Annotated in this window: 24 protein-coding genes; 8 read left to right on the top strand and 16 right to left on the bottom strand. The window is 28.9% G+C overall.

Annotated elements, in window-relative coordinates; translation table 11 throughout:
• The first annotated feature begins 170 nt into the window (after nt 1–170).
• Nucleotides 171–665, top strand: coding sequence for a 2-C-methyl-D-erythritol 2,4-cyclodiphosphate synthase (ispF, locus tag V7Q02_RS03575; protein ID WP_333859602.1), 495 nt, complete (start codon nt 171–173; stop codon nt 663–665).
• A 79-nt stretch (nt 666–744) separates the two neighbouring features.
• On the opposite strand, the gene V7Q02_RS03570 is transcribed toward ispF, so the two are convergent.
• Together V7Q02_RS03570 and V7Q02_RS03565 are read right to left on the bottom strand one after the other, a co-directional pair.
• Entirely contained in the window at nt 745–1,341 is a 597-nt protein-coding gene (locus V7Q02_RS03570; protein ID WP_333859601.1) for a DUF1836 domain-containing protein, read from the bottom strand.
• Nucleotides 1,342–1,634: 293 nt separating this feature from the next.
• Nucleotides 1,635–2,150, bottom strand: a complete 516-nt coding sequence (locus tag V7Q02_RS03565) for a hypothetical protein (RefSeq protein WP_333859600.1) — start codon at nt 2,148–2,150, stop codon at nt 1,635–1,637.
• Nucleotides 2,151–2,377: 227 nt separating this feature from the next.
• Between V7Q02_RS03565 and V7Q02_RS03560 the strand changes: the two genes are divergently transcribed.
• Both V7Q02_RS03560 and V7Q02_RS03555 read left to right on the top strand, forming a co-directional pair.
• Nucleotides 2,378–3,028 carry a PspA/IM30 family protein gene (locus V7Q02_RS03560; RefSeq protein WP_333859599.1) on the top strand — a complete coding sequence of 217 codons (651 nt, stop codon included), beginning with the start codon at nt 2,378–2,380 and terminating at the stop codon, nt 3,026–3,028.
• A gap of 8 nt (nt 3,029–3,036) precedes the next feature.
• A complete protein-coding gene (locus V7Q02_RS03555; protein WP_333859597.1) occupies nt 3,037–3,690 on the top strand; it encodes a DUF1292 domain-containing protein in 654 nt (217 codons plus the stop codon).
• A 134-nt stretch (nt 3,691–3,824) separates the two neighbouring features.
• Here the strand turns inward: V7Q02_RS03555 and V7Q02_RS03550 are convergent, their stop codons facing one another.
• Entirely contained in the window at nt 3,825–5,228 is a 1,404-nt protein-coding gene (locus V7Q02_RS03550; protein WP_333859595.1) for an HD domain-containing protein, read from the bottom strand.
• A 380-nt stretch (nt 5,229–5,608) separates the two neighbouring features.
• On the opposite strand from V7Q02_RS03550, the gene V7Q02_RS03545 reads away from it, so the two are divergent.
• On the top strand, nt 5,609–5,854 hold the full coding sequence (locus V7Q02_RS03545; protein ID WP_012104103.1) for an AbrB/MazE/SpoVT family DNA-binding domain-containing protein: 246 nt from the start codon (nt 5,609–5,611) through the stop codon (nt 5,852–5,854).
• A gap of 127 nt (nt 5,855–5,981) precedes the next feature.
• Here the strand turns inward: V7Q02_RS03545 and V7Q02_RS03540 are convergent, their stop codons facing one another.
• From V7Q02_RS03540 to V7Q02_RS03480, 13 genes are all read right to left on the bottom strand, one after another.
• Nucleotides 5,982–7,067 carry a C40 family peptidase gene (locus V7Q02_RS03540; protein WP_333859594.1) on the bottom strand — a complete coding sequence of 362 codons (1,086 nt, stop codon included), beginning with the start codon at nt 7,065–7,067 and terminating at the stop codon, nt 5,982–5,984.
• 345 nt (nt 7,068–7,412) lie between these two features.
• Nucleotides 7,413–8,252 carry a 16S rRNA (cytidine(1402)-2'-O)-methyltransferase gene (gene rsmI, locus V7Q02_RS03535; RefSeq protein WP_333859593.1) on the bottom strand — a complete coding sequence of 280 codons (840 nt, stop codon included), beginning with the start codon at nt 8,250–8,252 and terminating at the stop codon, nt 7,413–7,415.
• A gap of 15 nt (nt 8,253–8,267) precedes the next feature.
• On the bottom strand, nt 8,268–9,008 hold the full coding sequence (locus V7Q02_RS03530) for a tRNA1(Val) (adenine(37)-N6)-methyltransferase (protein ID WP_333859592.1): 741 nt from the start codon (nt 9,006–9,008) through the stop codon (nt 8,268–8,270).
• Between the two features lie 131 nt (nt 9,009–9,139).
• Nucleotides 9,140–9,904 (bottom strand): flagellar motor protein MotB, encoded by a 765-nt coding sequence (locus V7Q02_RS03525; protein WP_333859591.1) that lies wholly within the window; start codon nt 9,902–9,904, stop codon nt 9,140–9,142.
• Nucleotides 9,901–10,695: a flagellar motor protein gene (locus V7Q02_RS03520; protein WP_333859590.1), complete on the bottom strand. Its 795-nt coding sequence runs from the start codon at nt 10,693–10,695 to the stop codon at nt 9,901–9,903. Before V7Q02_RS03520 ends, V7Q02_RS03525 begins: the two co-directional genes overlap by 4 nt.
• A 210-nt stretch (nt 10,696–10,905) precedes the next feature.
• Nucleotides 10,906–11,079 (bottom strand): DUF362 domain-containing protein, encoded by a 174-nt coding sequence (locus V7Q02_RS03515; protein WP_333859589.1) that lies wholly within the window; start codon nt 11,077–11,079, stop codon nt 10,906–10,908.
• An 88-nt stretch (nt 11,080–11,167) separates the two neighbouring features.
• Nucleotides 11,168–11,371, bottom strand: a complete 204-nt coding sequence (locus V7Q02_RS03510; protein WP_333859588.1) for a heavy-metal-associated domain-containing protein — start codon at nt 11,369–11,371, stop codon at nt 11,168–11,170.
• A gap of 15 nt (nt 11,372–11,386) precedes the next feature.
• Entirely contained in the window at nt 11,387–12,298 is a 912-nt protein-coding gene (locus V7Q02_RS03505) for a PSP1 domain-containing protein (protein WP_333859587.1), read from the bottom strand.
• 7 nt (nt 12,299–12,305) lie between these two features.
• Entirely contained in the window at nt 12,306–13,250 is a 945-nt protein-coding gene (locus V7Q02_RS03500; protein WP_333859586.1) for a DNA polymerase III subunit delta', read from the bottom strand.
• A 15-nt stretch (nt 13,251–13,265) separates the two neighbouring features.
• Nucleotides 13,266–13,595 carry a cyclic-di-AMP receptor gene (locus V7Q02_RS03495; RefSeq protein ID WP_333859585.1) on the bottom strand — a complete coding sequence of 110 codons (330 nt, stop codon included), beginning with the start codon at nt 13,593–13,595 and terminating at the stop codon, nt 13,266–13,268.
• A gap of 119 nt (nt 13,596–13,714) precedes the next feature.
• Complete coding sequence (locus V7Q02_RS03490) at nt 13,715–14,401, bottom strand: dTMP kinase (protein ID WP_333859584.1); 687 nt, start codon at nt 14,399–14,401, stop codon at nt 13,715–13,717.
• An 18-nt stretch (nt 14,402–14,419) separates the two neighbouring features.
• A complete protein-coding gene (locus tag V7Q02_RS03485) occupies nt 14,420–15,859 on the bottom strand; it encodes an aminotransferase class I/II-fold pyridoxal phosphate-dependent enzyme (RefSeq protein WP_333859583.1) in 1,440 nt (479 codons plus the stop codon).
• Nucleotides 15,838–16,050, bottom strand: a complete 213-nt coding sequence (locus tag V7Q02_RS03480; protein ID WP_333859582.1) for a sigma factor G inhibitor Gin — start codon at nt 16,048–16,050, stop codon at nt 15,838–15,840. Before V7Q02_RS03480 ends, V7Q02_RS03485 begins: the two co-directional genes overlap by 22 nt.
• A gap of 313 nt (nt 16,051–16,363) precedes the next feature.
• On the opposite strand from V7Q02_RS03480, the gene V7Q02_RS03475 reads away from it, so the two are divergent.
• From V7Q02_RS03475 to V7Q02_RS03460, 4 genes are all read left to right on the top strand, one after another.
• On the top strand, nt 16,364–17,308 hold the full coding sequence (locus tag V7Q02_RS03475; protein ID WP_333859581.1) for a magnesium transporter CorA family protein: 945 nt from the start codon (nt 16,364–16,366) through the stop codon (nt 17,306–17,308).
• Between the two features lie 18 nt (nt 17,309–17,326).
• A complete protein-coding gene (locus tag V7Q02_RS03470; RefSeq protein WP_333859580.1) occupies nt 17,327–18,241 on the top strand; it encodes a S66 peptidase family protein in 915 nt (304 codons plus the stop codon).
• Nucleotides 18,242–18,370: 129 nt separating this feature from the next.
• Nucleotides 18,371–19,114: a peptidylprolyl isomerase gene (locus tag V7Q02_RS03465; protein WP_333859579.1), complete on the top strand. Its 744-nt coding sequence runs from the start codon at nt 18,371–18,373 to the stop codon at nt 19,112–19,114.
• A gap of 62 nt (nt 19,115–19,176) precedes the next feature.
• Nucleotides 19,177–19,902, top strand: a complete 726-nt coding sequence (locus tag V7Q02_RS03460) for an NAD-dependent protein deacylase (RefSeq protein WP_333859578.1) — start codon at nt 19,177–19,179, stop codon at nt 19,900–19,902.
• Nucleotides 19,903–20,189: the final 287 nt, after the last annotated feature.

Raw genomic sequence — 20,189 nt, 5'->3', positions numbered from 1 at the left:
TTTTTTATTTCATATATGAAATGATTCAGATAAAGTTCCGTAAAAAATTTCTCTATATCTGAATTAAAACACCTTATACAGATACACCAGTGCTTATATCTAACTTTATATTAATCTTAGAATGCTAACAATGCAGCATTTTAAATACACTAAGAAGGGGAAGATTTACTATGAGAGTAGGACTTGGTTATGACGTACATAGATTAGATTATAACAGGCCTCTTATATTAGGTGGTGTGACCATTCCTTTTAATAAGGGATTGGTTGGACATTCTGATGCAGATGTGCTTGTTCACGCAATAATGGATGCTTTGTTAGGGGCCTTATCTTTAGGAGATATAGGAAAACATTTTCCTCCAAGCGATATAAAATACAAAAATATATCTAGCCTTAAATTATTACATAATGTATCAACTCTAATAAACAGCAAAAGATATTGTATAGGCAATATAGATTCCACTATAATAGCTGAAGAACCCAAATTATCTCCTTATATACCTGACATGAGAATAAATATAGCTAAAATCTTGAAAGTAGATACATCTTTAATAAGCATAAAAGCTACCACCGAAGAAGGTCTAGGATTTACAGGTAAAAAAGAGGGAATAGCTACTCAGAGTATATGCCTCTTATATAATAATTTAAACCAAACTAAAGGCTGTTAACTTATTACAAATTATATGTTGTTAATAAACTTCCTCATTATATATCTTAATAAAAACCCTAAGGAAGTTTTTAACAGCCTTACTTTTCTTCATAATTATTTACTATATTTTGAACTAACTTTTTAATTGCACTTGCCTGACAAATCAAAGACATAACCATAAAAAAAACCATTATTTTTTCTTCTTCGTGAATCTTTAAATTCATATCTTTTACTATATTTTGAAATTTATCCTCATTAAAATATTCTTTTTCTATTAAACTTTCAAAGCTATCCTGCTGCAAGTCAGAAAATATCTTATAAGCATTTTCCCATGATATTATATCATCTTCTCGATCATTTATCTCATTGAAGGCTAATCTAAATACTTTTTTTATTTCTTCAGTAGTTAATATAGGTCTCATATAACTTAATAAAATCAGTTGAACTAAATGAACTTTGGTATAACCTCTTTTTTTGCCATCTTCCGGCTTAGATATAACTTCATTTTTTATATAATTTTGCACTATATTATTAGTATATTTTTCTCCTTTAAATTTATCATTTAAATAATCCGTTACCTGAGATAAAAACAAATCATATCTTGGTAAGTCTTCATAAGGTACTATATTATTATCTGATATATTCTTAGCGATCTTATTTATATATCCTATTTCAAAATTATGTTCATTCAACATTAACATCCTCCAAACCAATGTATTTCTACAAAAAATTTAAAACTTTAAATTATACCTATATTATATTGTATATGTTTATTGTTTACAAATGAAACATTCTACAAAAATATGAGATTTTATTAGAATATCATAGATATATGGTATTAATATACTTTAAATAGGTTAATTATATACTTGTTATATATTATTATATACTGTATAATAATTTGTGTACAGTGATAAATATAATATGTTACTATTATAATAGAAAACATATTATATTACTTTAGGTATCTATGTGGCAATCACAACTACTAAATACTTCTAAAGAGGGAGGTGTGTAAAATTAAGTTAAATAAAAAATGTTTTATCATATCCCTGTCACTCACTTTTTTATTTTTATGGGTATATGTTGTTACTCCACAATCAATCAATTTAAGTACAAACACGGATTCTAACAGCATACATGCTAAGAGTTCAAGATCCGGGGGTTCAAAATCCAGAAGTTCTTCCTCAACTAGAAGTACCTCAAAATCTTCTGGAAGTAGCTTTAAATCCAATAGTTTTTCTCCATCAAAATCTAATAGCAGTACTAGTTCCAAAACTACTACTAAAACTACCACTAATTCTAGTTCTAAAAGTAGTAGTGGTGGAGATTTTAAATCCGGCAGTTTTTCTTCACCTAAATCCAATAATAGCTCTAATACCAATAGTTCCAAAAACACAGATAGTTCTAGTTCCAAAAGTAGTACTGGTGGGGATTTTAAATCTGGTAGTTTTTCTTCATCTAAGTCTAATGATAGTTCTGCTACATCATCTGCTAATAACAACTCACAATCTAATAAAAGCTACAACAATGAAAAAAAACGCTCTATTTTACCTATACCCATCCCCATATTCTGGGGAAATAACCACTATGCAGGTAATGGAAGCAGTAATTTATTAGGTTTTTTCTGGGGTTTTGTGAAACTTATAATATTTGTTATCATATTAATATTTATTATAAAAATGATAAAGAAATATATAAAAAATAAAAAATAAATTTAGGAGGATTTTTATGGGAGTATTAAAAAGAATATCTAATATTTTTAGGGCAAAGGTAAATGACACCTTAGATGGGATAGAAAATCCTATTGAATTGCTTGACCAAAAGCTGAGAGATATGGAGGACAGCTTAAATAAAGCTAAATTGTCTTCGGCCCAAATATTAGGTAATGTACATGAAATTAAAAAGAAAATGGAGAATTCAAAGAGGATATCTTCAGAATTTGACGAAAAAGTTAAACTGGCCTTAAGTAAAAATAATGAGGAATTAGCTAAAAAGGCTTTAGAGAGGAAATTAGAAGCTGACAAAACTTACGCTTCCTTGGAATCAAGCTATAATGATGCTATACAAAAAGCAGAGGCAATAAAAGCTAAATTAAAAGAATTAGAAGAAGAAATTAGAAAAACCAGATCATATAGAGATGAGGCTGCCGCAAGATTTAATAATGCAGAAGCATCTAAAAAAGTAAATGAAATACTGGCAAACGTGGAAACAGGCGGTAACAAAATAAACATGGATGACATTGAAAGAAAAATTCAAAAAAAGGAAGCCTTGGCTGAAGGACTAGGAGATCTAAGACAGGAAGACTCTCTGGAAAAAGAGTTTGAAAAATTGGATCAGGTCAATCTAGATGAAGAATTAAAAAAATACAAACAAAATTAGGTGATACTATGGCAAAGACAGATCAGTTTATACAAACAGAGAAAGATAAATATGGAAAAATATTTGTAGATATAAATTATGCTATAAGTTCTGTTTCTCCATTTTTGGACAAGGATACTTTAAACATAAGAAAATATGTAGCTAAAGTATCAGTTTTAAAAAAATATATAGATTTAATTGAACAAATAGAAAGAGAATTTAAAAATGCAAGTTTTTTTAATAAATTAAAGAGTACTAACTATATATCTCCAATAAAAGACTATAAAAACGATAATTATAAGGCTCTATTACAACTTGAAAAATGTTCTACTTGTGAATGCTTAAACTGTACGGCACCCTGTAATTTTGACAGCTGTCTTAGCTGTAAATCCGCTTCTAAAATTGTATATTGTGATAGACAAAGAATAAACGTTTCAAAATATGATGCATTCTCTGTAGACTTAATTAACAATACTACTGGTAAAAATAATAATTATACTGTACTTGCAACACTTCAGGATGTTAAATTAAATAAAAGATATATAATTATCGAAAATATTGCCTTAAAAGAAAAATTCATATTATATTATTATCCTGGAATTTCCGAGGATAATTATGGTGAAATATCAAATAGCCAGGAATTTGACTTTATAGTTTCAACTTTTCAATCCATAGAAGAATAAATATTGCCAATTCAAAATATTTGTCCACAGAAAACATAAAGTTATCAACAATTTCTGTGGATAACTTATACATAACATGTTAAATTAAAATAATACTTGGTTAAATTGCAACTAAGTATTATTTTAATTTTTGATTAACTATATGTTTTTACCGTTTGTAACTTTAAATAATCCAGGGCATCTTTCCTGGTAACTATTTCTCCTAAATATCTCAGTCTATGAATATTTTCAATTGCAGTTTTTACCTGTGGACCTGACTTAACTAATACTTCAACAACCTCTTCCCCACTTAGGATTTTATTATCTCGTATACTGCAGTATAATTTATACTCTTTTAACATATCTTCAATAAATTCTTTAAATCCTAAATTTTTATCTTTTATTTCCAATAACATTTTAGTAGCACAATTGTCACAAAATGCAGTAATAATTATTTCTAATACATATCCTTCATATTTACTAAAAAACTTATAAAAAGCTTTTTTTCTATCCACAGTTTTGTTGGTAAATATACTTAATGGATACATATGACCTTCTACTATATTTTCTATATATTTTACTGCTTTTTTAGATAATTTCATATCATTGCAAAAGTCCCTACATATAGCTGCTCCTTTTATTTCATGTTTATGAAAACTTACTTTATCTCCTACCTTTTTATACACTTCATATTTACCTATATCGTGTAAGAAGCACGCTAATGCTGCATATTCTTTTAATGTAAACTCTCCCATTTTAGTATCTAATATACTAATATCCAAATTTTTAAGATTTATGCTGCCATTTAAAATATCCTTAAATATTCCATAAGTCAGATTCAAGTGAGTGAATACATCTTCTACATGATATTTACATTTTCCTATAGTTTTAGATTCTTCTATATAGGGAATTATATTTTTTAATATTCCATAATTGTCAAGAATTTCAAAAGCTCTTCCATATTTATCACTTTCTATTATAAGCATTAATTCATTGAAAACTCTTTCTTTAGGTAAATCCATTATTTTATCTTTGAATTTTATAATATTGTTTTCAGTTTCCAAATTAAAGTGCATTCCTAAACTTATACAAAATCTAATACCTCTCAGTATTCTACAGGGATCCTCCTCTAAGCTTCTATCAGTAACATTTTTTAGTATCCTATTTTGAATAGCCTTTTTACCATAAAAAAGATCTATTATTTTATTATCACTAAGTCTTAAGGCTAAAGCATTAATAGTAAAATCTCTATTTTCTAAATCTTCCTCAATTGAATTTCCTTTCATAAGAGATACATCTATTTTACTTTTACCTTTTACACATCTATATATAGATATACTTTCTTTTATAGGAAAAAATTTATAATTTTTATCTTGGAGTTTAATCATAAGTTCGCGAATATCCCCTTTAAACACAAAATCTGCATCCTTAGGCTGGGAGGCTATATTCATCAGTTTATTTCTTATATATCCTCCTACTAAATATAATTCTCCTCTTATTTCATTAGTTATATCCTTTACATCATAAATAAATTTTCTTATATAGTTCAAATTGATCACCTACTCCCCTACTTATTTTATCATACAAGAATACTAAATTTCTACAGATAAAATTTCTTTATTTTAAAATTAATATATCCATAATATCCCACCTAAAAATTCGACATATAATATAAATTATCCACTTAATTACTTTTTTCTTGTATATATTTCAAGAATCATCTAATTTTTTCTTTCGTTTTATTATTAATTGCAAGATCAAATCATTATAAAATTGTAATTATTATTGACTTTTGTATATTCTGGTAGTATATTAACTTTAGATGGAATTTGATAAGAAATTTGTAAATATATTATGAAAATGTGTTGACTTTTAATGTAATTTTTGCTATTATTTAATTGTATCTATGTCGAATTATGGAATCAAAGGGGGAAAACAAATGAAATCGACAGGTGTTGTAAGAAGAGTAGACGAGCTAGGAAGAATTGTTATTCCTATAGAATTGAGAAGAACTCTAGACATCGCTGAAAAGGATGCCTTAGAAATATATGTAGACGGCGAACAAATCATATTGAAGAAATATGAACCTGCATGTATTTTCTGTGGAGATGCACGTGATGTAGTAAACTATAGAGGCAAAAACATTTGTAAAAGCTGTCTAAATGAATTAAAAGAAGGAAGATAGTAACATATAAAAACTGACACCGAAATTTCGATGTCAGTTTTTTATTTTTCTTTAGTGAATGATAACATTTAGATAAAATAACACTAACTATGTATATATATTTTTTCATTCCGTATATATTATTATGTTATTTAACTCGTCTTCCCCCACTAAAATCAGATCTGGCATCCAAAGATGATATCTTAACTACATCTCCTGTTTTAGGTGCATGAAGGTATGCTCCATCACCCACATATATTCCAACATGGTGTGCAGGATAACCAAAAAATACTAAATCTCCTGGTTGAAGTTCATTTCTGGATACAGCCGTACCAGAATTTTGCTGATCTTCTGCTACCCTTGGAAGGCTAACTCCAAAATGTGCATATACATATTGAACTAAACCTGAACAATCAAAACCTGAAGGAGATGTTCCTCCCCATACATATGGAACTCCTAAAAAGTTAGAGGCATATGCAACCACATCACTAGAAGATACTGATTGTCCTCCTCTTGAAACACTTATACTAGAACTTCCATCTGAATTTGTAATTCTTGGAGCTGAGTCTCTCATCTGCTGTACATTATTCGATGCTACAGCTATTACTTGTGAGGTACTGGTATCTACAGCTTCAAGTGCTTCTTCTTTTTTATTTAAATCCGCTATTAAATTAGTTTGAGTTTCTTTATCACTATTAAGCTTGGCCAATTTTTCTTCATTTTCAGTCTTTAATGCTAAAAGTCTATTATTTTCACTATCTAGTTTTTGCTTGTCCTTATCTAATTGTTCCTTTTTATCCGTTAAAGTGCCTATAACTTGTTTATCAAAGCCCATTATCTTTTTTATATTATCTATCCTAGATATAAAATCATTCAAGTTATCCGCATCAAGTATAACACCAAGATAACTATCCATGCCATTTATATACATAACTTTTACTCTCTTGTTAAACAAATCCTGCTGGCTTTCTATGCTCTTTTCCGTAGCTTTTATATTATCCTGAGTTGCTTTTATATTATCCGATACTTTAGCAATGTCTTTTTTATTTGCATCAACTTTCTGCATAACTTGTACTATTTCATTATCTAATTTTTCAACTTTAATTTCTAACTGTTGCTTTTCCTGCTTGATTTCGGTTAGTGAACTTGAAGTCCCAGGTGCCGCTAGTACATTTCCAGTTATTGATAATGACATTGCTAAGGCAATTACAACAGATAAGGTTCTTTTATTCAATATTTCATACCTCCTTGTAAATATTTAACAAATCCCTCCCCTAATATACATAAGAAGAGTAATGCTTTAATCTAAATTACACATCTAGAGTCTCCTTTAAACAAAACTTAAAACCATACTCAATTCACATTAAGTATAGTTTTAAATTTAATATGTGTACATTATATCATTAAATTGTAATACTTCTCAACGCTTATATTAAATTTTCTTAATATAAATTAAATTTTTACTGCAAATCTATAATTTTTATTGATAAATCAATTATTTTTACCTGTATTTTTTAACGATATAATATTATATATAGTTGTTATTTTTATTATTTCATTTTAATTTTATATTTTGCTATTATAAATTAATAGAATATTTATAAATTTGGGATTTAGAAATATTTCTATCTCTAGCTACTTTTTTTACAGCTTCTTTTTTATTTAACCCTTTTTCAATATACATTCTTATATGATCCTCTACAGATAAATTAATCCATATCTCCATTTGTTCTTCTAAAAGTTCTTTTTTATCCCTACCTTCTATTACAAGAACAAATTCCCCCCTTATATTGCTTTCTAAATAATATTTTATGGATTCTTCTATAGTAAATCTTAATATTTGTTCATAAATTTTAGTGAGCTCCCTACATATAGCTATATTCCTGTTACCTAAAACATCTTTCAAGATCTCTAAAGTATTCATTAATCTATGTGGAGATTCATATATTATAAGAGTTTCACTCCTATCTTTAATCCCCTGTAAAAAAGCCCTCTTATCCTTGTTCTCTCTAGGTAAGAATCCTATAAATACAAACTGAGAAGTATCCATACCAGAATACACTAAAGCTGTAGTCACAGCTGTAGCGCCAGGCAATACTTCAAAATCTATACCTTCTTCTATACATTTACGCACAATTATACTTCCAGGATCTGATATTCCCGGAGTGCCTGCATCACTTACTAATGCTATATTTTTTCCGTCCTTTAGTTTTTCTATTAACAATTCGCTCTTATCCTTTTCATTATATTTATGATAACTCATAAGCGGTTTTTTTATATTAAAATAATTCAATAATTTTAAACTCTGCCTAGTATCTTCCGCGGCTATTAAATCCACTTTTTTAAGTGTATCTAAAGCCCTTAAAGTGATATCTTTCAAATTTCCTATAGGCGTTGCCACTAAAAAAAGTTTACCCATGTTTAACCACTCCTCTTATCTTCCATATATCCTATTAATTTCTCCACTATAGCTTCCATCTAACTCACGTACATATATAGGTACACCCCATTTTAAAAATCGCCCTCCATTGTTTTGTCCCTCTATAAGTACCATATTAGGAGCCTTATTTACACTTGGCTGAACCATTCTTATGAATTTAGGTTCTATCTTATACTCTCTCATGGTACAAATAATATCTGCCATTCTATCTGGTCTATGTATCATATAAAATCTGCCATTATCTTTTAATACAGTTTTAGCTGCTTTTATAACATCTTCTAATTCACAACATATTTCATGTCTGGCAATAGCATTTTTTTCTTTCAAATTTATTATTCCAGAATTTTTTAATTTATAAGGGGGATTAACTGTAACTATATCCACTTTGGACATACTCCTTAAATAATTTAAATCTCTTAAATCCCTATTAATAAATTTTATAAAATTTCCCATATTATTAAACTTTACAGTTCTCATAGCCATTTCTACCATGTCTTTTTGTATTTCTATACCTATTATTTTTCCCGCCTGTGTTTTTCCAGCTACTATAAATGGAACTATTCCTGTACCGCTACATAAATCAATTATACTGGCTCCTCTTTTTATTTTAGCAAAATTAGCCAACAGCACCGCATCTACTCCAAATCTAAATGCATCTTTTTTTTGTATAATACACAATCCCTTTAGTTGTAAATCATCCAAAGTTTCATTATTTTTTAATAAATTATTATTCACATAAATACCTCATTTTTTAAATTGATATTTTCAATTATGCTTTAAATGCTTTATATTGTCAACTTACTACGTAGCCCATATACAAAAATCCCAGAACATATAATTCTAGGATTTTTAAGTACTATATTATTTTATTTATTAGTAGAACTGCTACTGGCTCCACTTTCCTCAACTGCATTAAACTTGCTATTTAATATGACTATATCAACTCTCCTATTCTTAGCCTTGCCTTCATCTGTAGAGTTATCACCTACTGGTCTATATTCTCCATAGCCAATTGCAGATAATCTTTCTGGTTGAATACCAGCATTTTTTATAAGAAACTCGGTAACATTAGATGCCCTATCACAGGATAATTTCCAATTAGAAGAATATTGATTATTACTAATAGGCATGTTATCTGTATGCCCTTCTATCCTCATATAATTTCCAAGCTGATTTAAAATTTTACCTATTTCTACAAGCTTTTGCTGAAACTCCGGTTTTATATCTGCTCTTCCCGTATCAAACAACAATGTATCGTTCATACTTACAATAAGTCCTCTTTCATTTATACTGGTGGATACACTTCCACTCATTTCACCATTTTGTAGGTATTTATCTACCTGTGATTTTAATTCAGATAACTTTTTTTCCTGATCATCTGTATCAGTTTGCTGTGTTTCTTCAGGATCTACAGTTTCTTTTATACTTGAAGTATCGTCACTTCCTATTACACTTTTTCCTCCACCCATAGACAGTTTTAAAGATTCTGCTACCTGTTTATATTTAGATGCACTTATATTGCTCATGGAATACATTACAACAAAAAATATCATAAGCAAAGTTATTAAATCAGAATAGGTAAGCAGCCATCTTTCTGTATTTTCTTCTGCATGCTTTTTTTTCTTCTTCATAATTGCTGTTTACCATCCATTTCTTCAAATCTAGCTAATTCTTGTTTATTTAGAAAACTTTTTAATTTCTCTGCTATGGTATTTGGGTTTATTCCTTCTTGTATGTATAATATTCCCTCAACTATCAAGGTTTTCTCTTTTACCTCTTTATCATCAAGTACATTTAATCTATTGGCTATAGGAAGCCATATAATATTAGCAGCTCCAATACCATATAGTGTTGCTAAAAATGCCACCGCTATCTTAGGTCCCAATGTAGATGGATCTTCCAAATTACCTAAAACATGAACCAATCCCATAACTGTACCTACTATTCCCATAGTAGGTGAATATCCTCCAGCACTTTGAAATATAGATGAACCTTGTCTATGCCTTTCCGATGTAGATTCCAGTTCCAACTCCAATATGCTCCTAACTGCCTGTGGATCCACTCCATCTACCACAAGCTGCAATCCCTTCTTTATAAAGGGATCCAGATTAGGATCATTAGATATTTCTCCTTCCAAGCTTAAAAGCCCGTTTTTTCTAGTTTTATAAGATACATCTTTAAAATAAGATATCAAAGAAGGCAAATCTGTTTTTGGAGGGTTTATCATAAACTTAAATATTTTTGGAATTCTTTTTAGTACATCTACAGGAAAAGACATCCCTATAGCTCCAATTGTTCCACCAAATACTATCATCGCTGCTGTAGGTCCCAAAAGAGCTGAAAGAGTTCCACCATCTAATATGAATCCTCCACCTAGAGCTAATAGTCCAAAAATCAAGAATAAAATAATAGATATATCCATATTGTACCTCCACTTAATGCATTTTGCTACTAAAACTCTTATTTGAATCCTTTCACCTATATTTTATTAATCGGTTAAAATAACCTACTCTTTATACAATGTTTTATGTATTTATAAATATAAGACCATAGTACTTTGTTTCAAAACTTGTCCTAAAATTAAAAAGACTACCCTAGGCAGCCTTTTTAAAAATAACTTTAATCATTTACACTAGTCCGCTTGAACTGGTGCTCCTACAGGACAGACACTAGCACAGCTTCCACAATCTATACATGTACCCTCATCTATTAAAAATTGAGTATCTCCTTGACTTATGCATTCAACTGGACATTCTGAAGCACATGCTCCACAATTCATACACGCATCTGTAATTTTATATGCCATTATACTACACCTCCTTAATTTAAAAAATCATATGTTTTTTATATCCTATAACATTTTATCATATTTATTATAATTTTTAAAGATAATTTTAGAACACCGTATAACCTACATCTTCAAGACATTGTATTATCTTATCTTCTGTTATGAAATAATCATCATATACTATACTAACCTCGCATTTTTGTGTATTTATCTGACATGCTATTACTCCCTGATTATTAGAAATAATTTTTTTTATTTTATTTACATCTCTGTTATTACGTATGTTAGGAATTTTAAATACAGATTTCATACACTAACCAACCCCCTAGTTATCATTAAATAAATGCTTAATTATATCCTCATCTTCATCTTCAGCTTCTATATCCATCTTTATCTCATCTTCATTTATACTTCCCTCAAATCCACCAGATATCATATGAACATCATGTATAGATATGTCCTTTATAATATCCTCTCCATCTTTAACTTTTATTTTTACCTTAACTAGCTCCTTTACCACGGAATTGCTTATAATTTCCCCTCGTCCATCAGATGTATCCACAATGGAACCTACTTTGGGCAATTTTTTTCTTATTCTTTCATAAGTATCCTGTTCATAATTTAAACAACACATAAGCCTTCCACACATACCTGATATTTTTGTAGGATTTAGAGACAAATTCTGTTCCTTAGCCATTTTTATAGAAACAGGTACAAAATCTCCTAAAAATGTAGAACAGCACATGGTTCTTCCACAGGGTCCAAGGCCTCCCACCATCTTAGCTTCATCCCTCACTCCTATCTGTCTCAGTTCTATTCGAGTTCTAAATATTGAAGCAAGATCTTTTACCAGCTCTCTAAAATCCACTCTTCCATCTGCAGTAAAATAAAAAATGACCTTATTATTATCAAAAGTATATTCTACATCTATAAGTTTCATTTTCAAATCATGCTGTTGTATTTTTTCAATGCATACCTTAAACGCTTCACTTTCCTTTTCTTTATTTTCATTATGTTTTTTTATGTCTTCTTCTGTAGCCACTCTTAATACATTTTTAAGTGGTGACACTATATTACTTTCATCTATAGCTTTAGGAGCTATAACACATTTACCAAATTCTACACCTCTAGCTGTTTCAACTATTATGTTGTCATATTTTTTTATATTTAAATTGTCTGGTGAAAAATAATATATCTTTCCAGCCTTTTTAAATCTCACTCCTGCAACTGTTACCATATTTTATTTATACCTCCTGCATTTTCATCAGCATAGAATCAAAAACTAATGTTGAACTTACATTTCTATCTAATTTTTGTCTGACACTTCCTATAATATTAATAATAGCATTTAACTTATTAAATGAAAACATTTCTCCTATAGCTTTTAAATCTTCAAATTTATCCCTATTTATAATTAAATCACTACTACCTGTTTCCTTATATATTAGAACATCACGTATGTAAGATAACATACAGGTAAGTATCTCTTCCCAATTATCTCTTTCTTTAAATAAATAATCGGAAAATTCTAAAGTAATATTTATATCTCTGTCATATAATTTCTTAAATATATTTATAGTCATATTCCTTACTTCCCTTAAAGCTGAACTTGAAATAAACTTCTCTGCTCTTCCAGGTACACCACCACTAAAAGCCATAATAGAAATTAATTCCTGGTCAGATAATCTAGGAAACTTACTATTTAAAAATACCTTCATATCTTTTGAATTTAATCTATTAAGTTTATATATCTGACATCTAGATTTTACTGTATCTAAAATTCCATCCAGCTTTTCGCATAATAATATAATAAAACTCCCTTGGGGTGGTTCTTCTATAGTTTTCAATAATGCATTCTGAGCAGCTTCTGTAAGCTTATCAGAATTATATAATATTACTACTTTTTTATCTCCTTCATAAGGTTTTTTATTAATCTCTTCTATTATATATTTTATCTCTTCTATACCAATAGATTTTTTATTTTTAAATAATTTAAGTTTTATTATATCTACATATTGTTTAATTTCATCTTTACCTAATATTTTTACAGCCAGTTCTTCAGCAAACAAACTCTTTCCAATACCATCCTCCCCCACAAAAATACTAGCATGGGAAAGCCTACCCATCTTTATAGAATTTTCTATCTGAGATTTTATTATGTCATGGCCTATTATCCTATAAAAACTCACCTTTAAAATTACCTCCTAAATTTTAACGAATTTATCCACATCTATTACAAATATATTTGCTCCTCCCACCTCTATTTCCATAGAATAAGGCATATATACTCCCGTAGCACTTGCAACTGAAGAAGGAGTTGTTATAACCTGTTTTCTTGTCTTACATACCTGTTCAACATAAGCTATCACTTTATCTACACCCTCTTCTTCCACTCCTATCATTAAAGTTGTATTGCCTGCTTTTAGAAATCCTCCTGTAGTAGCAAGTTTAGTGACTTTGAATTCATGTTCCGTTAAAACTTTTAATAAATCTCCCGCATCATCATCTTGAACAATGGCTATAATCAATTTCATAAAACATCTCTCCTTCTGACTTTATAATAAAAATCATCTGAATTTTTAAAATTAACTTATAATAATTATAGCATAGTCGCTTATTTCAACAGATATACTTCCTCGCTATATTATTTATATTAAATTAAAATGCTTTTTATTAAACTATATATATTTTCATGAATTTTATCTACTGTATTTATTCTATTTTTTTCAATACAACAAATCTTGCTCCATTTATACTTATCTGCTACATATACTGCATTATTATATGAATCAACTAAGTAGTTATAATTACCTTCATGTATATCCTTTTTAGTATTTCCAGTGAATTTATTACTCCTGCCACTCATAAGATCTTTACTATATTTTGGGGGCATATCTAAAAATATTACACAATCAGGTACTGGTAACTTAAATATATTAAATTCAAAATCCCACAGCCATTTTAAAAACCTATCTTTCTCTTCTACATTATGGATCTTTGAAGCTTGATGTATCATATTTGATGTAGTATATCTATCTGACAGAACTATACCTCCTTCCTCATAGAATTTTTTCCACTGAGTCTTATAAGAAGCAAATCTGTCCACACCATAAAAAGTAGATGCAACATAGGCACTTACATCTTCAGGATTTTTTCCAAAGTCCCCATTTAAATACATTTTTACTAAAGCAGAGGATTCACTATTATAATTGGGATACTCCACCTTTTTTATGTTATATTTTTCATCTAAAAGTCTATTATAAAGTTTTCTTGTCTGGGTAGCTTTTCCGCTGCCATCACATCCTTCTATAACTATAAGTTTCCCTTTTAATAATTTCATTAAACTTCCCCCATCAATTTATTTTACAACTGAAATCTTATTATCTTTTATCCCTACTATATCTAATCCAGCTTTCACATAATACCTTATAATACTTAAAATATTCCTATCTATTATCTCTCCCATCAACAATAAAGGTATTCCTGGAGGGTATGGTATTATATTAACCGCTGATACTCTTCCCAATGAGGTTTCTGTATTTATTATTTCACTTTCCAAATTTACAACTTCATAAGGACGTAGTTTCATTCTTGGCATTTCATACTCTATCATATCTATTTTTCTATGCCTAATTTTTTTTAAATTGCAATCTTTTAATACTCTATACAATTTTTCGAATTCTTCTTCTTTATTAAAAGGAGAAAAAATTAATACTACATTAAAGTCATCACTCATTTCAGCTTGAATTTTCGATTTTCTTAAATAATCCAATAATAGATTAGCACTATGCCCTTTTTCCAAATTTATTATATATCTGGTAGAATCTAAATTCCACACACTTGGTGGTAATTTTTCATTATGTACTAATATATCTTTTTTTTCAATTATACTGAACCCTTTTATACTGTTTATTTTATCCCTGTAATGTTTACTTATTTCAATAAGCTTTTCATAATCTCTATGGCCATATTTTTCAAGATAAAACCTGGCATAATCCATAGAACAAAGTGCTATATAAGAAGGACTTGTACTTAAAAATATTTTAAAATAAAAATCAACTTTATCTAAATCTTCCTTATTATTAACATGTAAATAAGCAGTCTGCGTAAGACTTGACAATGTCTTATGCGCACTTGTAACTACCATATCTGCTCCCATTTTAACTGGACTTTTAGGTAGTTTTTCATGAACTCCAAAATGAGATCCATGAGCACAATCCACTAAAATTTTCATATTATATTCCCTGGCTTTTTCTATTATAAATTCTAAATTGCTGCATATGCCATAATAGTTAGGGTATGTAATAATTATTCCTTTTGCATCTTTATTTTTATCTAATATTTCTAAAAAATGCTCCAAATTTATACAAATAGGAGCATTTAATCTTGTACTTATAATATTTTTTAAATATACGGGATTTAATTTTCTTATAATTATCCCGTTAAATATGGAGCTATGACAATTTCTTTCTACTAAAACTTTATCCCCTTCGTTAAAACTGCTAAATAGCATTATCATATTTCCTGAAGTACTGCCATTAACTAAAAAGTAAGATTTTTCACTTCCATAAAAATCTCTAAGATGCTCACTGGCATCTAATATTATACTTTTGGGATTATGCAAATTGTCAACTCCATCTACTTCTGTAATATCAAACTTTAAAATATTATCTATAAATTTCCTTCCTATTGAAGTATTAAAAAATCCCCTTCCATTTTTATGTCCAGGCATACAAAATGATATATTATTTTCTTCAATGTATTTTAAAACTCCTTCTAAAAGCGGTAATTCTGACAATGGATTATCTCTCCTTTTATAATAAAACGTACTATAGTCTTTTTTATTCTCTGTTTATAATACTCATAAAAATCTAAATTATTTTCTAGTTTTAGTAATCTTTTTTCACAAGTTTCACATATTCCTCTACCATATATTATTATACCATTACTTAAAGGCTTTCCACATATTATACAATACTTTTTTTTCATTCATATCCTCCCAGCAAGTCCTATTATGAATTAACAAATTAATTTTATCATTTAGATTCTCGCCTTTTAATGTATATAATATTCAATTTAATTTTATTTTTATCCTAGTATTATATAATATTCAATTTATCCTTAAATTTATTTTGTCCACATAAATAAATTTAAATTTTAATATATTATTATCATATATATATTAATAATATCATATTCAAAAGTATACTTCATAAGCTATAATGTAAATAGTCATCAACATAATTTACCCACTTAACCAAGGATAATAATTATATCACATATATACTTAGGAGGGCATTATATGATATCAATTTACAAAACTATAGATGATACATCAAATAAATTACAATCTATAGACACTATAGAACATGGTTGTTGGATTAACATTATAGCACCTTCTGATGAAGATTTACTCTTAATATCAAAAAAATCTGGTGTCTCACTAGATTTTTTAAGAGCTGCCCTTGACGAAGAAGAAACATCCCGTATAGATATAGAAGATAATAACTTACTCGTAATAGTGGATATTCCTTTTACTGAAATGGAGGTCAATTCTTTAACTTATGACTCTTATCCCCTTTCAATAATCCATACAGAGTCCATTTTAATAACGGTTTGTTTAAAAAACAGTAAAATTCTCACAGATTTCATAGCTGGTAAAGTAAAATCCTTTTACACTTTCAAACGCTCCAGATTTATATTACAGATACTTTACAGGATAGCGAGTTATTACCTTCTTTACTTAAGACAAATAGACAAAAAGAGTGTAATGATTGAGCAAAGACTTCACAAGTCCATGAAAAACAAAGAATTTATTCAGCTTTTATCCCTAGAAAAATCTTTAGTTTATTTCTCTACATCTTTAAAGGCTAATGAAATAACCTTAGAAAAAATGTTAAAATTAGAACTTTTACAAAAATATCCTGAAGATCAAGATATTTTAGAAGATGTTATTATCGAAAACAAACAAGCTATAGAAATGACCAATATCTATAGCAATATTCTAGCTGGAACTATGGATGCTTTTGCCTCAGTGGTATCTAATAATTTAAATATAGTTATGAAACTTTTAGCATCCGTAACTATAGTTATGTCTATACCAAATATAATATTTGGTTCCTTTGGTATGAATGTATCCGGCATACCCTTTGGAAAATATACAAATGCTTTCTGGATTATATATGGAATTACAGCCTTAATTTGTGTCATATCCATAATATTCCTTAAAAAAAAGGATCTATTCTGATTTTGGAAGGTGATGGTTTTGTTAGGAAAAAAATTAGAAAAAGGAGATACTATAGGCATTGTATCTCCTTCAAGCAATGAGGAACCCAAAAAAATAGAAGAAAGTATTAATTTTTTGAAACACCTGGGATTTAAAGTTAAAAACGGCAGACATATTTACGATAGATGGGGTTATCTAGCTGGAAAAGATAAAGATAGAGCACAAGATCTTATGGATATGTTTTTAGATAAGGATGTAGATATGATACTGTGTATAAGAGGAGGTTATGGTGCTATGAGACTTCTTCCTCTTATAGATTTTGATATTATAAGAAATAATCCTAAAATATTTTGTGGATTCAGTGATATAACTACCTTGTTAAATAACATATATCAAAGATGTGATTTAATTACCTTTCACTCTCCCATGTGCAATTCTAAATTTGATTCCTCTACATTAAAAACCTTTTTAGATACATTAATGTTTGGATATAATCCTTTTACTATAGAAAATACTGATAATATACCTACAGATCACTTTAACGGCGACTATGTAAAAGGAGAACTTGCAGGAGGTAATCTATCTTTAATATGCAGCACAATTGGTACACCTTATGCGGTAAATACCAAGGATAAAATATTATTTATAGAAGAAGTAAATGAAGAACCTTATAAAATAGATAGAATGCTCACTCATTTACATTTAAGCGGAAAACTTCAGCAATGTAGAGGATTTATTATAGGTCAGTTTAGGGATTGCGACTTTTCTGAATTTAAACAAAGCCTAACTTTATCCGAAATATTTGAAAATAGAATACTGAGTTTAAAAAAACCCACTTTAACTAACTTCCAATCTGGCCATTCATATCCCAAAATAACTATTCCAATTGGAGCAGAAGTAGAAATAGACTTAAAAAATGGCAAGATACATTTATTGGAACCTGTAGTAATTTAAGATACTTTTTACACTAAATCCAAGTTTTCTATGACAAATACTTTGCTAGCTCCTATTTTATATAGAAAAACTACGCAAAGTATGTAATAATTAATTATGAGTTATAAATTATATTTAAGGAGAAAATATATGCAAAATAATATATTGGCAATTGTTAACAATGTGGAAATAACTGAAACTGATTTTCAAAATGTAATAAAGAGATTTCCCGGAGAAAGGCAGCAATATTTTAGTACAGATGAAGGTAGAAAACAGTTATTAGATGAAATGATATCTTTTGAACTTTTTTATAATTATGGTAAGGAAATTGAATTAGAAAAAAATAAAGATTATTTAGTTAAATTAGAAATGGCCAAAAAGGAATTACTAATTCAAGAAACCATATCTAAAATTATGGAAAATATTAAGGTTAGTAATAAAGAAGTAGAAGATTATTACACCAGTAACAAATCTATGTACAAAAAACCTGAAAATGTCACTGCAAAACACATATTAGTAGATTCTTTTGAAAAAGCTACCCAGATATCCAATGAAATAGAAAAAGGGTTATCCTTTGAGGATGCAGCGAAAAAATACTCCTCATGCCCATCTAAATCTGAAGGTGGTAACCTAGGTACCTTTACTAAAGGACAAATGGTACCCGAATTTGAAGCAGCAGCCTTCCAATTAGAAATAGGTGTATTAAGCAAACCTGTAAAAACTCAATTTGGATACCATCTTATAAAAGTAGAAAATAAGGAAAAAGACTCCATAAAAAGTTTTGATGAAGTAAAAAATGCTATAGAAAATGGACTATTACAAGAAAAAAGAACCCTTGAATATTCAAAATGCATCAATAACTTAAAAGATAAATACCCAATTGAAATCAGGTGATTAAAAGGTTCAGATGTAGTGTTGGAAGAAAATAATATTTAATATAAATTAGGGGTGATTTTATGAGTTACGAAAACTTGAAATCAATTGTGCACTCAAGTCAAAATATTGTGTTTTTAGGAGGTGCTGGAGTTTCCACTGAATCAAATATACCTGATTTTAGATCTGAAGCAGGTATATATAAGACTAAAAATAACTTTTCATATCCTCCTGAAATAATGCTAAGTCACACATTCTTTATGTCTCATACTGAAGACTTCTTTGATTTTTATAGAAAAAAAATGATATATAAGGATGCAAAACCCAATGATACTCATTATGCTTTGGCAGAACTAGAGAAGAGAGAAAAACTAAAAGCTATAATAACACAAAACATCGATGGACTCCACCAAATGGCAGGCTCCAAAAATGTGTTAGAATTACATGGTTCAATCCACAGAAACCATTGTATTAAATGTAATAAATTCTTTGATTTAGACTATGTAATAAAAAGTAAGGAGCTTATTCCAAAATGTGATAAATGTAATGGTTTAGTTAAACCAGATGTAGTCTTATATGAAGAAAGCTTGGACACAGATGTATTAAATACCTCAGTGGAGTATATACGTAATGCAGATATTTTAATTGTAGGAGGTACATCCCTAGTAGTATATCCTGCAGCAGGATTAGTTGACTATTTTAATGGCAGCAACTTAGTTCTTATAAATAAATCTACTACTCCTTATGATAATAAGGCTAATATAATTATACACGATAGCATAGGAAAAGTTTTAAAAAGTATACTTTAAAAGTATACTTTTTAAAACTATATTCTTAAATATAATCAAGTAGATGGTTTGTGTTCCTCAGACCGAGACTTTGCCTCCGACTTTCTTCAGATTCCACCTCACGATGGACACCCTTGTCTTTGGCTAATGGTTGCTACTACCAAGCCCACAACAGACTTTCACCGTCAAGCTATCGCCCATGCTGGGCGCACATATAAAAATAGAATGTCAATGTGACATTCTATTTGAAACATATCCGGCAGCGACCTGCTCTCCCACAGGGCCTCCCCTGCAGTACCATGGGCACT

Source organism: Clostridium sp. (assembly GCF_036781005.1).
In the GTDB taxonomy this organism is placed as follows: domain Bacteria; phylum Bacillota; class Clostridia; order Clostridiales; family Clostridiaceae; genus Clostridium_B.
Note: the sequence above shows the minus strand (reverse complement) of the source record. Positions and strands in the feature narration are given on the sequence as shown.

Excerpts from the sequence above, each read along its gene's own strand:
- rsmI (WP_333859593.1), bottom strand. The coding sequence starts at position 8,252 with ATGGGTAAACTTTTTTTAGTGGCAACGCCTATAGGAAATTTGAAAGAT.
- V7Q02_RS03525 (WP_333859591.1), bottom strand. The coding sequence starts at position 9,904 with ATGAAGAAGAAAAAAAAGCATGCAGAAGAAAATACAGAAAGATGGCTG.
- V7Q02_RS03570 (WP_333859601.1), bottom strand. The coding sequence starts at position 1,341 with ATGTTGAATGAACATAATTTTGAAATAGGATATATAAATAAGATCGCT.
- V7Q02_RS03560 (WP_333859599.1), top strand. The coding sequence starts at position 2,378 with ATGGGAGTATTAAAAAGAATATCTAATATTTTTAGGGCAAAGGTAAAT.
- V7Q02_RS03495 (WP_333859585.1), bottom strand. The coding sequence starts at position 13,595 with ATGAAATTGATTATAGCCATTGTTCAAGATGATGATGCGGGAGATTTA.
- V7Q02_RS03510 (WP_333859588.1), bottom strand. The coding sequence starts at position 11,371 with ATGAAATCTGTATTTAAAATTCCTAACATACGTAATAACAGAGATGTA.
- V7Q02_RS03465 (WP_333859579.1), top strand. The coding sequence starts at position 18,371 with ATGCAAAATAATATATTGGCAATTGTTAACAATGTGGAAATAACTGAA.
- V7Q02_RS03490 (WP_333859584.1), bottom strand. The coding sequence starts at position 14,401 with ATGAAATTATTAAAAGGGAAACTTATAGTTATAGAAGGATGTGATGGC.
- V7Q02_RS03475 (WP_333859581.1), top strand. The coding sequence starts at position 16,364 with ATGATATCAATTTACAAAACTATAGATGATACATCAAATAAATTACAA.
- V7Q02_RS03480 (WP_333859582.1), bottom strand. The coding sequence starts at position 16,050 with ATGAAAAAAAAGTATTGTATAATATGTGGAAAGCCTTTAAGTAATGGT.
- V7Q02_RS03460 (WP_333859578.1), top strand. The coding sequence starts at position 19,177 with ATGAGTTACGAAAACTTGAAATCAATTGTGCACTCAAGTCAAAATATT.
- V7Q02_RS03505 (WP_333859587.1), bottom strand. The coding sequence starts at position 12,298 with ATGGTAACAGTTGCAGGAGTGAGATTTAAAAAGGCTGGAAAGATATAT.
- ispF (WP_333859602.1), top strand. The coding sequence starts at position 171 with ATGAGAGTAGGACTTGGTTATGACGTACATAGATTAGATTATAACAGG.
- V7Q02_RS03520 (WP_333859590.1), bottom strand. The coding sequence starts at position 10,695 with ATGGATATATCTATTATTTTATTCTTGATTTTTGGACTATTAGCTCTA.
- V7Q02_RS03555 (WP_333859597.1), top strand. The coding sequence starts at position 3,037 with ATGGCAAAGACAGATCAGTTTATACAAACAGAGAAAGATAAATATGGA.
- V7Q02_RS03545 (WP_012104103.1), top strand. The coding sequence starts at position 5,609 with ATGAAATCGACAGGTGTTGTAAGAAGAGTAGACGAGCTAGGAAGAATT.
- V7Q02_RS03515 (WP_333859589.1), bottom strand. The coding sequence starts at position 11,079 with ATGGCATATAAAATTACAGATGCGTGTATGAATTGTGGAGCATGTGCT.